This window comes from Alteromonas sp. MmMcT2-2 (assembly GCF_022348305.1).
Lineage (GTDB): Bacteria > Pseudomonadota > Gammaproteobacteria > Enterobacterales > Alteromonadaceae > Alteromonas > Alteromonas macleodii.
The window spans coordinates 134,670-148,322 of the sequence record NZ_JAKRFA010000007.1 but is presented as its reverse complement, the minus strand read 5'-3'; the positions used below and the strand labels follow the sequence as shown (position 1 = coordinate 148,322).

Genomic DNA, 13,653 nt, shown 5'->3' with positions numbered 1-13,653 from the left:
GTCCGCAAAAACCCAGTCATAATCAGCAAGTTTTGCTAACTCATTGAATAACATATTTAATAGACCTTTCTTTGACCACAAATTGAAGCGTCGATAAATAGCACTCCAGCCACCAAACTCTGTGGATAAATCTCGCCAAGGGATACCAGTTCTCAGGCGATAAAGTATTCCTTCAAAGGTCATTCTGTGTTCTGGTTTATTGTAAATGAGGCCAGAGCTCTTCATTACTTGAAGTAGCTTTTGTCACCGCTTATCAGTTAGCATTAGTCTTGGCATGGTATTGAGTTGTTAATTTATTTTTGGCGAAACGAATTATAACGCTTTACCATGCCTGTCAAAAACTAATCACGAAAGATCAACAGCCCTTAGTCTGGGTAATTAGATTTTTTTATTGTTTGTTCAGCCATTTCAACTTGGACAGCTTATGCTGAAACGTCTTTTCATCAAATTCAAGAACGAATAACTATCAAAATACGGCGAAAGCAAAATCATGACTATTCTTAAACAAAATGAAGGTTCGGTGGTGGTGCCTGACTTAGTTGGTGAGCACGGAATGCGTAGCGCAAAGTTTTCTAGCTGGCGCTCAACGTACGGTGGCATGGACACCTCAATGATGAATCAGATGAAAAAGCTGCCTAAAATAAGCGCATCAAAAAATGTACGCTGAAGAGCGTATCAAAGCGGATATTCGCCACAAAATAATCGAGGGAAAGCCCTAAGGCCATTCCAAAACAGCGAGATGGGTGTAAAGTTAGTCAAGCAGCGTCGGTGCAGTATTCGTCTGGCTTGTGCTCGCGTGGAATTAAGTTAAAGTGGCTATCGGTATGTAGCAAAGCAGGCGAGCCAAAATGCATTGATTGCCGAAAAGTTATTGCTGTTAACTACTACTCACGAGCGGTGGGGGCTATATTTTTTGTTGTTGCACAACGTGAAAGCTACACATGGAATTTAAAACGTGTGTATCGCATCTATAAAGAGCTTTAGCTGAACCTGCTTATTGAGCCAAGAAAACGGCTTAAATGAGATAAGCCAGATGCGCTTGGAGCGCCGATTATGCCAACTCTAGCATGGTCAGTGGGCTTATTAAGTGACAGCTTGCAAGAGGCCGTTGTATACGTTCGTTTAGTGTTATTGACGATAACAATCGCGAAGGACTCGCGATCGATGTGGATTTAACGATGCCAAGCGCTCGTGATATCCGGTCGTTAGAGCAAATAATTGGATGGCCAGAAAAAACGGCTACAATTTGACTAAAAAAAGCATAAAATACTCTTCAAAACAATGAGTTGCTTGGGATAATAATCAACAAATTACATTGCTGTATATTCAGTTGGGTAAACCGACGCAAAACGCTCATATTGAAGAGTTTAATCGAACAGCAAGGCATTAATGGTTAGATATTCAGTATTTTGTTTCACATGAAAAGCGCAAACCTTGTCATTGCACAAATCCTAGTACGCGACTATAAGAAATAAGGTTTCAGTAAATCTGAACGAAATTTAAAATCAATAGGGCGAAAAACAATGACCTATAAAACAGAACAAGAACAATTCTGGGCGGGTGAGTTTGGAGATAGCTACAGGCATAGAAACGACTCTGAATCATTGCTCTATTCCAAGGTTGCTATGTGGTCGAAGATGCTGCGTTCGGCTAACAATGTAACATCTGCCCTTGAATTAGGTTGTAATATTGGCTTGAACTTGGTTGCTCTTAAAAAGCTTAAGCCCAGCCTGTCGTTAACCGGATATGAAATAAACAAAAAAGCTGCAGAGCAGGCAAAAAAAGAGCGTGTTGCAGATATTTTTACGGCGTCAATTCTTGAAAAGATACGCAGCAATAAATTCGATCTGACATTTACTGCTGGTGTGCTTATCCATATAAATCCAGAATTTTTACACTGCGTTTATGACAACTTAGTAGAAAACTCTCGTCGTTATGTTCTTGTCGCTGAATATTATAATCCATCTCCTACCGTCATTACTTATCGGGGTGAACAAGATAAGCTATTTAAGCGAGATTTTGCTGGCGACCTGATTGAGCGCTATGGAATGAAACTTGTTGACTATGGTTTTCTGTATAAGCGTGACAACTGGGCGCCACAAGACGACATTACGTGGTTTCTTTTAGAAAAGTAATACACCATTGCTGTTGAGCGAAGAGAATCTTAGTTTTGAATACTCGGGCGTAATAGCATACTAAAAGTTTTGTGATTTTTAGAGCTTCGGGCATGCTGTGAGGTCCAACATGAAAAACGCGATGTTATCTCGTGTCCTTAAATATGAAAATCCAGCGCCAGTGAAAAGCCGCTGGCTTGCTTCATTGTCAATTTTTATACGCGCTATTATTTGTGTAGGCTTCCGAAATTCCCTTTGAAATCTCTCTAACGCCGCCGTTAGGCATCTTTTAGCAAACCCCTTTCCTCTGCAACGTGGATTAAGGTTGATCGATACTTCTGCATAGTGGTAATGCACATCAAAACGAACAAACCCAACAGGGGCGGAATTTTCCAAGTAACACAAAATAAGCAGTTTTTTTTCATCAATAAGGGAATGTTGGAGCCAGTCAATATGCTCATTCCAAGTGACCGCCATTGAGTTTAACGACATGGCAATTGTGTGCGGATCGTTGCGCCACTTAAACAGGTATTCTGCATCATCGCGCGTCACAAAGCGGGTCAACATATGTATTTTCCGTTCCAATAAGGCACTATCGGATAATGCTCCATGAAAGAGGACTGCCTCTCTTTACTGACCGACACACCTGCTTTCCAAGGATATGTTTAAGGTGTTTTATTGGCAGACCAAGACCTGGCCGAATAGCTCGAACGTTCTCTCGCGTGAGTATTTCCCCTTTCTTGATATCTTTAACAATGTAAAGGCTTCGCCTAAGTTTACGCGAGTGTATTTCTGATTCTGTGCATCCGTATGAAATTTTGCCAATAGCCACGCGTGCACGTTTTGTTTCGTCGACTAAGAGAGCAAACTCATCCGCTTCAAGAGAAAATGCCGCGTCTACACCGCCCGCATTTCTGTCTATTACAAAGTGCTTTTCTATAACGGTTGCACCGAGAGCTGTTGCGGCAATTGCAGTACCAATACCCGTGGTATGGTCTGATATCCCTACCTGGCAGTTAAACAATTGCTGTAGGTGCGGGAGTGTTGCTAGGTTTGCGTTTACCGGATCTGCAGGGTACTGGCTGGTGCATTTAAGAAGAATATACTCCTGACAATTGTTCTGCTCAAGTACCTCTACAGCCTCGGCTATCTCAGTAAGGCTTGCCATGCCGGTAGACAATATTACCGGTTTACCCGTCTTAGCGACCTTAGCAATTAATTCATGATCCGTGTTTTCAAATGATGCAATTTTGTAGCATGGAACGTCGAGTGATTCTAAGAAGTCAACCGACGTTTCATCAAAAGGGGTGCTAAATGCAACCATGCCTCTTTCTTTCGCCCTTTCAAATATCGCTTTATGCCATTTCCAAGGAGTATGTGCTTTTTCGTACAGCTCATAGAGCGAGCGGCCCTGCCAAAGGCTTTGTTTGTCATCGATAAAAAACTCACTATCCTTAATGTCGATAGTCATAGTGTCGGCGGTATAGGTTTGTAGTTTAAGAGCACGAACACCTGCGTCGGCGGCAGCGTCTACCATTTCTAATGCAAGTGTTAAGTTTTGGTTATGGTTACCCGATAACTCAGCAATAATGAACGGAGGTTCATCTTTACCTATATTAAATGGTCCGATCTTTATGGTGTTCACTTTCTCTCTCATGCTTGTTCTAAAGATAAAGGCTGTAGTAGTGACAAAACGTGTTTGCTCACGCAAGGAGTACCACTGTGTCGAGGGACTATATTACCAGCGCATTCAGACATGGCCTTTAATTTGGACGGTGATTGTAATAACGACACGAGAGTTCTTGCAACGTCAGTTACAGACACCTGATCCCAAAATCCGAGATATTTGCATACGTTTTCTTTCGATAAACATCGCGTTGTTTCAACTTGGTTTTCTGCCACGCATATAACGAGAGCTGGGAGCGTTGAGATACAGCGTTCCCAGTGCATTGAACCACCCGCACCAACCATTAGCGACGCTTTTTTCATAAGCTCCGCTATTCGGTCACAATCTATATGTAAACGTATGTTGTGCTTAGTAATCAAGTTTATTTGACTGACCTTAGCTATCACATCTCTTTTCGCTTGATGGCCACTTCCAATAACGATATCGACCTGTAATTGAACTTCTTTAATCGACGCGATAGCGTCAAGCGTTAAAGATGTCATGTTAGAGGGGTCACTGCCGCCAAAACAAACTAGCACTCGTACTGGATTACGCTTCATAAAATCCTGAGTTGGTTGTTCATAAAACTCCTGTCGCAATAATGCGTACTCTGGGCCGAGCAGCATTTTGCATTTAGGTGGAACTAACATTTCGTATCTATTACCTTTATCGAAAAAGTTGACATCCAGTAGTAAGTCACAATAGTGAGGGCGACTTGCTAAGTCATCGATAACCATCACTTTTGCGCCAGTTAACGAAAGTTTTTGTTCGAATGTTTCATCTAGTTGGTAATGATCAACTATCCATAAATCAGCGTCTACATGCCCAACATCGCTATCAATATGCTGCACAACTTCATGATTGAGGTTACAGGGGCCATAACGTTCTTGTAACAGCGTCGATTTTTGAGAGTTTACAAAAGTGATGCGATGGAGAGTGCCAGATGCGTCCAACAAATTTTGAATGCCCTTGGCTAATGTAAGGCATCGCATAACATGACCTGTGCCTATTTCTGAGTTTGCGTCCACTCTAAAAGCAATTTTTAAGATTAGCGCTCTCCCATTTCTTTCAGTATTTTGAACATCACTTCTGCACGCTTCCAGTCCTCGAATGTATCAATATCTTGAACTAGATGGGAAGGAAGCTTTAACATTCGTGAGTGTTCGGAAAATATTGCTTTAGACGTGTCTAACCACGTTGATGCTTGCGCAGCATAAAGTTGCCCAGCATCATGATAAGCATGTGGTAGATCCTGAGAACGCTTGTTGATATCTACAGCGCTACAGGGCCGGATGTTACCAATTTCATCCTCCAGTAAGGCTCTTTGTATAGGAAAGGAAAAACGATGGGCGGTAAACACGTAATCCGCTTTTGTTTGTTGCAGCAACTCTACCGATTGATCTAATAGCTGCGCAGTGACGAAAGGCGCGGTAGCATATAGACATAAACAGTATTCAACGTTATTTTTAAGGGCTATGTAGTCACTTAGCGCAGAGCGGATAACTGGAGTGGTACCTGTCATATCATCAGCGAGAGATTTATCTCGCATAAAAGGAATTTCGGCTCCATATTCTTTTGCAACGTTTGCGATCTCAGAGTCATCGGTTGAGACGATGACTCTATCTATTAACTTGCTGTTTATTGCAGATTCAATTGAGTAAGCAATAATTGGTTTTCCGCAAAAGCGAGTAATATTTTTCCTTGGAATGCGTTTGCTTCCGCCTCTAGCGGGAATTATAGCGATATTCATTTTTTTGGATATTCACTTTTAAAAAACATCTCAGACACTCACACACTTGGGTATCAAAGTTATAATGCCAAAATTATTCGTCGAGTTCGTCAAGCAATGTGATTAGTTTATCGACAATAAGGTCAACTTGTGAAGATGTTAAATCTGGAAACATAGGTAAGGTGATTGCTTGTTGGTAATATTGCTCTGCGTTAGGAAAGTCTCCAGCGTTAAATCCTAATGCCTCATAATATGGCTGAGTATGAATGGGAATGTAGTGCAAATGTGCGAAGATTCCTGCGTTTCTAAGACGCTCAATAACTGTCTTTTTTTGTTCCTGACTAATATCCAATATACGAACGACATACAGATGATAGCTAGAGTAGCTTTGGCCACTAACAATTAGAGGGAGAATTCGCGGGCAAGACTTGAATAGTTCATCGTACCTTTTAGCGATTGAATTCCGTTTTTCTATAAATACTGAGAGCTTTTTGACTTGGCTAACCCCTAGCGCTCCCTCAATATCGTTCATTCGGTAATTATAGCCAAGACTAACTTGTTGGTAATACCAAGGACCATGAGAAGGTTTCGTCATTGACTCTTTAGCATTAGTGACACCATGGCTTCTGCCCATCCGCATTGATTCTACTAGTGCTGGATCATTTGTCATTGCCATTCCACCTTCCATGGTGGTTATGATCTTTACTGGGTGAAAACTAAAAACGCAAATGTCGGAATATTTACAACTACCTACTAAGCTACTTTTGTACTTTGCTCCCACGGCATGAGATGCATCTTCAATGACTCGAAACCCATAGTGCGACGCAAGAGTGGCTATACTCTCCATATCACACGATTGCCCTGCAAAATGCACAGGAATTAAGACTTTTGGTAGTGTGTTTGTTTCTTTTGCCTTTCTCAGTTTGTTTCTTAACGCAGTTATACACATGTTGCCGGTTTCAAGATCAATGTCTACAAAGTCGACGATAGCATTGCAGTAAAGAGCGCAGTTTGACGAGGCTACAAATGAGTTAGGGGATGTCCAAACTCGATCCCCTTCTCCCACCGATAGTGCTAAGCAAGCCAAATGTAACGCTGAAGTAGCGCTATTAACAGCAACAGCATATCTCGCTCCGCAGTATTCAGACATCGCTTCTTCGAACAGAGGAACTTTGGGACCTTGGGTAAGCCAATCAGATGTTAGTGTTTCAACAACCGCTTTGATATCTTCATCATCTATATGCTGTTTGCCATAAGGAATCATCACTTACCTTCCTGATCAAACGTCAATATTTCATCTACCGTAAGAAAATGAGAGTTTGTGTCTGACACGTATTCAAAACCATCAACTACTGAATTTCCCTTTTCACCGAGAGCGTTAGTTTTGAAGTCGTTGCTTCTATTAAAAAATTTGATAGCTGGCGCAATGACAAAGTGATCGTCATATTCGAAAGTGTGAAAGGCCATGTCGCCAGGGCACATCATTTCGTGAAGTTTCTCGCCAGGTCGAATACCCACTATCTTAATTGGTACACCTGGTGCCATGGCTTCGGCTAAATCGGTAATTCTAATTGACGGTATTTTGGGCACAAATATTTCGCCACCCATCATGCGCTCGAAATTCTTCAAAACAAAGTCGACGCCCTGCTGAAGTGTTATCCAAAATCGCGTCATATCTTTATGCGTAACCGGAATATGGTCAGTGCCTTCTTCAATGAGCTTATTGAAAAATGGAACAACCGAGCCTCTAGAGCCCACTACATTTCCGTATCTCACTACAGAAAATCGAGGTCTGCCCGCGCCAACCATATTATTTGCTGCAACAAACAGCTTATCGGAAGCGAGCTTAGTCGCACCGTACAAATTAACGGGGTTAGCTGCTTTGTCGGTCGACAGCGCGATAACTTTGCTTATCGAGTTATCAATAGCTGCGTTTATAACGTTTTCAGCGCCATCGATATTAGTGCGGATGCACTCCGTGGGATTATATTCAGCAGCCGGAACTTGTTTCATGGCTGCAGCATGGATAACGTAGTCTACCCCTTGCATTGCGCGCGTAAGGCGGTCTTTATCTCGCACATCACCGATAAAGTAGCGCATGCAGGGTGCATTAAATTTCTGTTGCATTTCGAACTGTTTTAGCTCGTCACGCGAATAGATAATTAGGCGCTTGGGGTTATAGCGTGATAACAAATTTTCGGTGTATTTATGACCGAACGAACCTGTACCACCTGTTATCAATATAGACTTGCCGTCAAACATAGATCGCCCACGATTTTTATGATTATCGTTTAAATATATCATGTGTCGGCAACAATGCCATAAACCATTAGTTTTTAACGAGTCTTCCTTAAATAAAAAAAGTGAAATACTCAACAGTAACGATACCGTTAAGCCGTTGGGTATTCATTTTCATACTATTTAAAAAAACAGTCACTGGTTATTCTTCTGTCTATTTACTACACTATATTTAGTGAAAGTTTAATAGGGTAGCCTCATGATTAAAATAGGTTCCGATTCAGGTAACTCGCTTATTGGTCAAATCCAAGAAAAGCAAAATAACCTGTTTGAGAAGCTTGCCAGCGGTAAGAAAATTAACAATGCATCTGACGGCGCAGCAGCCCAGCAAATCATCGACCGGTTAACGTCTGAAGTAGAAGGCAACCGCCAGGCTATTAATAACGTTTACGACGGAATTTCGGTGGCGCAGGTTGCAGAGGGTGGTTTAGGTAGAATCAACGACGATGTGAATCGCATTCGCGAACTTACCTTACAATCTGGCAATGGTGTTTTGAGCAGTGGTGATCGCCGTGCTATTCAATCTGAAATCACTCAGCTGCAAGAAAACATCTCGCAAACTATCGAGCAGACGAATTTTGCTGGCAAGCCGTTACTATCTGAAATTGGCTCACTTGAATTCCAATCAGGTTCAAGTGCGGGTCAATCAATTAGTGTCAACACACAGGATGTTGCTGCTCAGCTAAACGATGTACTGGCTATCGATATTACATCGGGAACCAGCATTGAAGATGCGCTAGGTGCAACTGATGCTGCAATTGAAACGCTTGGTAACGCGCGAGGCGATTTAGGTGCTACCCAAAACCGTTTCGAAAGTGCGGCGCGTTCTCTTACTCAAGCTAACGTGAACACCGCTGAAGCGCGTAGCCGCATTCAAGATCTTGATTTTGCTCAAGCTGTGTCACAGCAGGCGTCAAACGATGTGCTGGGTCAGGCGGCGCTAACCGTTCAAGCGCAAGCGAATCAGCAGCAAAGTCAGGTTTTATCGTTGTTGAGTTAAACCAACATACGTTAATTTTGCTAAAATTAATCGAAAGAAGCAGGGTAACCTGCTTTTTTTATTGATACATTTCCGAAAACAGCGGTTGCGCTCCGATCTTTTGTCGTTACAATTTATAAATGCGCTAAACTGTAAATAATAACAAAGCGTTCTCGGGGAATTGATGAAGAACATTTTGCTGGTTAGTGACAACCAGGAACTTATTCAAAACTTGGAAACTATCGTTACCTTCATGGGAGAATCGTGTCAATCGCGAGGCTTTAGTGATTGCGAAAGGTATTTGCAAGATAGTGGGGCTGATGCTGTTCTTATAGAGCACATATCGCCAGCCATAGTCAGCGGACTGGTTGAGAAGTTTCCTCACATACCATTTGTAGCATTGGTTGAAAATAATAGCCAAGCATCAGCAGGTTGTAATCTCGTTAGCGTTATTGCAACGCCATTAACCTATCCCGTTTTGACCCAAGCTATCCATCGTTGCCAAGAATACTCAAGGCGCAAACCGAGCTTGTCTCGTACATCGGGAACAAAGACGCGACTGTTTAGAAGCCTTATTGGTAAAAGCGAACAAATACAAATAGTTCGTCGATTAGTTGAACAGGTTGCTCCAACTGATGCCACTGTCTTGATTCTAGGTGAGTCTGGAACAGGTAAAGAGGTCGTTGCACGTAATGTTCACTTCTTATCTGAACGCAAAGACGGGCCATTTATTCCGGTAAACTGCGGTGCCATTCCTGGCGAGCTGCTAGAAAGCGAGCTATTTGGTCACGAAAAAGGGGCGTTTACTGGCGCAATCAGCGCACGTAAAGGCCGTTTTGAGTTAGCGGAAGGCGGTACGTTGTTTCTGGATGAAATCGGCGATATGCCGCTTCAGATGCAGGTTAAATTATTGCGCGTGTTACAAGAGCGTACCTTCGAGCGCGTAGGTGGCAACAAACCCCTTCAGTGTAACGTACGCATCATCGCCGCGACGCACCGCAATTTGGAAACCATGATCAATGAAGACAAGTTCCGTGAGGACTTGTATTACCGACTCAACGTATTCCCGATTGATAGTCCTGCACTCAGACAAAGAAAAGACGATATCCCCTTACTGCTCCAAGAGCTAAATAGCCGTATCCAAGGTGATGGGGTGGAAGGTGTGCGCTTTACCGAGCAAGCGATCGCCTCGTTAATGGAGCACGAATGGGCAGGCAACGTTCGTGAGCTGTCTAACTTGGTTGAACGCTTAACAATTCTTTATCCTGGTCAAATCGTTGATATCGCCGATTTACCTGAGAAATATCAATACGGTGATGTACAGGCTTACGAGCCTGATTATCCAGAAGAAATTCTTGAGCGTGAAGCATTCAATGCACTCTTTGCTGAAGCGGCCGCGCAAGAGCCAGAAGAAGACCTTAACGAGCAAAGCCATGAGGGTCTGAACGGAATGGTTTCTTCATCTTTACCTGAAGAAGGGGTTAATCTCAAAGAGTACCTTTCTGAGTTGGAAGTAAACCTCATTCGACAGGCGTTAGACAATCAAGATTGGGTGGTGGCTCGAGCTGCCGACAAACTTGGTATGCGCAGAACAACGCTTGTCGAGAAAATGCGGAAGTACGATATTCAACGTACTGAAGAAGCGTAATGTCAGGTAATTGACGTTGCGCTTTCCTCTATAATTTCATCCTATCTAACTGAAATATAAGCCAATGATGAATTGGCACATCTTCTGCTTTATCTAAGTCATAGTTTAACAGCGTCTGCAATTTGACGAGGGCAATATGGCTTTTGACAGCACACCACAATCAACTGAGTACTCAGCATCAAGCTATGCGTTAGATAGTATTGATAATGCTATATCTCGTGATGAATACGACCCCTCAAGCAGTGACGATATTTCGTCTTTACGGTTGCAGGCGAGTCGACTTGAACACTTACTTCAGGTAATGCCTGCGGGCGTTATCGTTATAGACGGCAAAGGGATCGTACGCCAAGCCAATGAACAAGCGAAAGCACTGTTAGGTGAACCGCTGGAAGAGGAAGTGTGGCGAAGTATTATCACGCGCTCATTCAAGCCTCGCGCTGACGACGGCCACGAAGTCTCACTTGTTGACGGTCGCCGAGTGAAGCTTTCTATCACGCCATTAGAAAATGAGCCTGGGCAATTAATTGTTATTACCGACTTAACCGAAACGCGGCAGCTGCAAGCACGCGTGAGTCATATGCAGCGCCTGTCTTCTCTCGGAAAAATGGTGGCATCCCTTGCTCACCAAATTCGTACGCCTCTTTCTGCGGCCATGCTCTATGCGTCTAATTTAACGCGCAAAGGCTTGGGACAAGAAGCACAAACTCAATTTGCAAACAAGCTAACTGACAGGCTTAAAGAGCTAGAGAGTCAGGTTAACGACATGCTGCTTTTCGCTAAGTCAGGGGAAGAACAAGTGGTCAGCCAAATTAGCTTGGGAGAGTTGTTTACTTCAATTGAAGGCAGTGCCCAAACCATGACGGCTCAAGCACAGCAAACGCTAACTTTTAGCGGCTTCGATAAAAACGTATCTATTACCGGTAATCTTACAGCGCTTCAAGGCGCGTTATTAAACCTTGTTCACAACGCGAGCCAAGTTACTCCGAAAGGGGAGTGCGTGCACGTAGAAACTGCAGTGTCTGATGAACGTTTGCATGTGGCCATTATAGATAAAGGTCCTGGCGTACCGGATAAACTCAAAAACAAAATTTTTGAACCGTTTTTCACAACTAAAACTCATGGCACGGGCCTTGGTCTTGCGGTGGTTAAATCCGTCGTAAACGCCCACAACGGTTTGCTTAGCGTATCAAATATGCCAGAAGGTGGGGCGTGCTTTAGTGTGTCTTTGCCGTGTGTGGTGAACGCTCAATCTTCACAAACATTGACTCATGTTGCGTAGGTCATAGGAGAGAATAATGTCTAAAACTACCATTTTAATTGTTGAAGATGACGCAGGATTACGCGAAGCACTCCTAGACACCCTTCTGTTAGGTAACTATGAGGTTGTTGCCGCTGACTGTGCTGAAGAAGCGTTGATGGTGCTGTCTTCGCGCTCCGTAGATTTAGTGGTAAGCGATATTCAAATGGGTGAAATGAGCGGTTTAACGTTACTTAAGAGTATCAAAACCAAGTACCCCAATATGCCGGTGCTGTTGATGACAGCCTATGCCACTATTGATGATGCCGTGCAGGCAATGCGCGATGGCGCTACAGACTATTTATCAAAACCGTTTGCCCCAGAAGTACTGCTTAATTTAGTGGGACGCTACGCGCCGGCTCAAAAAATAGAGTCACGCACGCCTATTGTTGCTGACCCTTCAAGCTTGAAGTTACTTGAGCTTTCTCGCAAAGTCGCGAAGTCCGACGCCACTGTGATGGTAATGGGACCAAGCGGTTCGGGTAAAGAAGTGCTGTCTCGCTATATTCACGATCAGTCGCCGCGGAGTGATGCGCCATTTGTCGCCATCAACTGTGCGGCCATACCAGAGAACATGCTAGAAGCGACCTTGTTTGGTTACGAAAAAGGTGCGTTCACCGGTGCAATCCAAGCTTGCCCGGGTAAATTTGAACAAGCCCAAGACGGTACGCTGTTACTTGATGAAATAACCGAGATGGATTTGGCGCTTCAAGCTAAACTGCTACGCGTGTTACAAGAGCGCGAAGTAGAGCGTCTTGGCGGACGTAAAACCGTTAAGCTCAACGTCCGCGTTATTGCTACAAGTAACCGAGATTTGAGAAAAGCAGTGGATGCGGGAGAGTTCAGAGAAGATTTGTACTATCGCTTAAATGTATTCCCTATCGAGTGGCGCCCGCTTTCGGAACGTCCGGGTGATATTGTCCCTCTTGCCGAACACCTGGTTCAGCGTCACGCTAGTTCTCAAGGGCTGGGTACTATCAGGTTAAGCGCAGCAGCACGCAATAAGCTGTCACAATACAGCTGGCCAGGGAACGTTCGCGAACTAGAAAACGTGATTCAACGGGCGCTTATTTTATGCGAACACAATGAAATCGACGCCAGCGATTTAATGATTGACGAAGACATGACTGCACCTGTTGAGACACCGCAAGAGCATGTTGAAGATAATAGGCTAGGGTCTGAGCTGCGCTACCAAGAACATCAAATTATCCTCGATACATTGGTGTCGTGTAACGGCAAGCGTAAAGATGTGGCAGAAAAGCTCGGCATTAGTCCAAGAACCCTTCGTTACAAATTAGCGCGCATGCGCGAAGACGGTATTGAGGTGCCCGCATAAGGTCGCTTTCTACACTTTCGGTTTCCTCGTTCTTATCCGTCGCCTCTGTAGTAAAGAAGGCGGCGGTTTTTTGTTGCTCACACTAAGTCAAACGCCATAAATTTGGCTAACCCTCTTACTTTTGGTTTATCTTCTTGATATGTATAGCTTTTTAAAGTTGGCAAGCCCTTTGCTAAATCCCCTCTATACATAAGTTATACGCCGATGTTCAGGCGGTCTCGAAAAAGCACTAGGAGTGGTTATGGACGTTAAAGCCAATAGTTTGTATCAAGAAATGCAGAACATGATTGGGCAAACTCGTCTTCAAGTTAATGAGCCTCAACAGCAGCCGCTTAGTGAAGTTAATAGCTCGGCAAGTGATTTCTCGACCATGCTAAAGAATGCGGTAGATGGTGTAAACGGCATGCAGCTCGAATCAAAAGACGCGCAGCAGCGTTTTGAAATGGGCGACCCTAACTTAAGCCTAGCTCAAGTTATGCTGACGAAAGAAAAGGCGGGCATTGCTTTTGAAGCCACTGTTCAAGTACGTAACAAAGTACTTGAAGCCTATAAAACAATAATGAATATGCCGGTGTAGGTGGAGTAG

The 13,653-nt window shown here is 43.6% G+C and carries 13 protein-coding genes and 1 pseudogene; 7 read left to right on the top strand and 7 right to left on the bottom strand.

All coding sequences use genetic code 11. The features are described from left to right. On the bottom strand, positions 1-225 hold a 225-nt coding region (locus tag MHM99_RS06640), incomplete at its 3' end, for a transposase (RefSeq protein WP_239218672.1). A 256-nt stretch (positions 226-481) separates the two neighbouring features. Between MHM99_RS06640 and MHM99_RS06635 the strand changes: the two are divergent. Next, positions 482-667: pseudogene (locus MHM99_RS06635) on the top strand (hypothetical protein); the annotation flags it as partial. 856 nt (positions 668-1,523) lie between these two features. Next, complete coding sequence (locus MHM99_RS06630) at positions 1,524-2,135, top strand: pseudaminic acid biosynthesis-associated methylase (RefSeq protein ID WP_239218668.1); 612 nt, start codon at positions 1,524-1,526, stop codon at positions 2,133-2,135. A gap of 78 nt (positions 2,136-2,213) precedes the next feature. Here the strand turns inward: MHM99_RS06630 and MHM99_RS06625 are convergent, their stop codons facing one another. The 6 genes from MHM99_RS06625 to pseB form a co-directional block, all read right to left on the bottom strand. After that, on the bottom strand, positions 2,214-2,681 hold the full coding sequence (locus MHM99_RS06625; protein ID WP_239218666.1) for a GNAT family N-acetyltransferase: 468 nt from the start codon (positions 2,679-2,681) through the stop codon (positions 2,214-2,216). Positions 2,682-2,706: 25 nt separating this feature from the next. Further along, positions 2,707-3,759: a pseudaminic acid synthase gene (gene pseI / locus MHM99_RS06620; RefSeq protein WP_239218664.1), complete on the bottom strand. Its 1,053-nt coding sequence runs from the start codon at positions 3,757-3,759 to the stop codon at positions 2,707-2,709. Between the two features lie 8 nt (positions 3,760-3,767). Beyond that, positions 3,768-4,820, bottom strand: a complete 1,053-nt coding sequence (pseG, locus tag MHM99_RS06615) for a UDP-2,4-diacetamido-2,4,6-trideoxy-beta-L-altropyranose hydrolase (RefSeq protein ID WP_281715547.1) — start codon at positions 4,818-4,820, stop codon at positions 3,768-3,770. Positions 4,821-4,828: 8 nt separating this feature from the next. Further along, positions 4,829-5,530 (bottom strand): pseudaminic acid cytidylyltransferase, encoded by a 702-nt coding sequence (gene pseF, locus MHM99_RS06610; RefSeq protein ID WP_239218650.1) that lies wholly within the window; start codon positions 5,528-5,530, stop codon positions 4,829-4,831. Positions 5,531-5,603: 73 nt separating this feature from the next. Continuing rightward, complete coding sequence (gene pseC / locus MHM99_RS06605) at positions 5,604-6,773, bottom strand: UDP-4-amino-4,6-dideoxy-N-acetyl-beta-L-altrosamine transaminase (RefSeq protein WP_239218674.1); 1,170 nt, start codon at positions 6,771-6,773, stop codon at positions 5,604-5,606. Beyond that, positions 6,773-7,771, bottom strand: a complete 999-nt coding sequence (gene pseB, locus MHM99_RS06600; protein WP_239218648.1) for a UDP-N-acetylglucosamine 4,6-dehydratase (inverting) — start codon at positions 7,769-7,771, stop codon at positions 6,773-6,775. Before pseB ends, pseC begins: the two co-directional genes overlap by 1 nt. Positions 7,772-8,006: 235 nt before the next feature. On the opposite strand from pseB, the gene MHM99_RS06595 reads away from it, so the two are divergent. The 5 genes from MHM99_RS06595 (at position 8,007) to fliE (ending at position 13,644) form a co-directional block, all read left to right on the top strand. Beyond that, positions 8,007-8,807: a flagellin gene (locus MHM99_RS06595; RefSeq protein WP_239218638.1), complete on the top strand. Its 801-nt coding sequence runs from the start codon at positions 8,007-8,009 to the stop codon at positions 8,805-8,807. A 163-nt stretch (positions 8,808-8,970) separates the two neighbouring features. After that, positions 8,971-10,434, top strand: a complete 1,464-nt coding sequence (locus MHM99_RS06590; protein WP_239218636.1) for a sigma-54 dependent transcriptional regulator — start codon at positions 8,971-8,973, stop codon at positions 10,432-10,434. A gap of 136 nt (positions 10,435-10,570) precedes the next feature. Beyond that, positions 10,571-11,713 (top strand): ATP-binding protein, encoded by a 1,143-nt coding sequence (locus tag MHM99_RS06585; protein WP_039224851.1) that lies wholly within the window; start codon positions 10,571-10,573, stop codon positions 11,711-11,713. A gap of 16 nt (positions 11,714-11,729) precedes the next feature. Further along, positions 11,730-13,067: a sigma-54 dependent transcriptional regulator gene (locus MHM99_RS06580; RefSeq protein ID WP_239218634.1), complete on the top strand. Its 1,338-nt coding sequence runs from the start codon at positions 11,730-11,732 to the stop codon at positions 13,065-13,067. 241 nt (positions 13,068-13,308) lie between these two features. Further along, positions 13,309-13,644 carry a flagellar hook-basal body complex protein FliE gene (gene fliE, locus MHM99_RS06575; RefSeq protein ID WP_014948630.1) on the top strand — a complete coding sequence of 112 codons (336 nt, stop codon included), beginning with the start codon at positions 13,309-13,311 and terminating at the stop codon, positions 13,642-13,644. Positions 13,645-13,653: the final 9 nt, after the last annotated feature.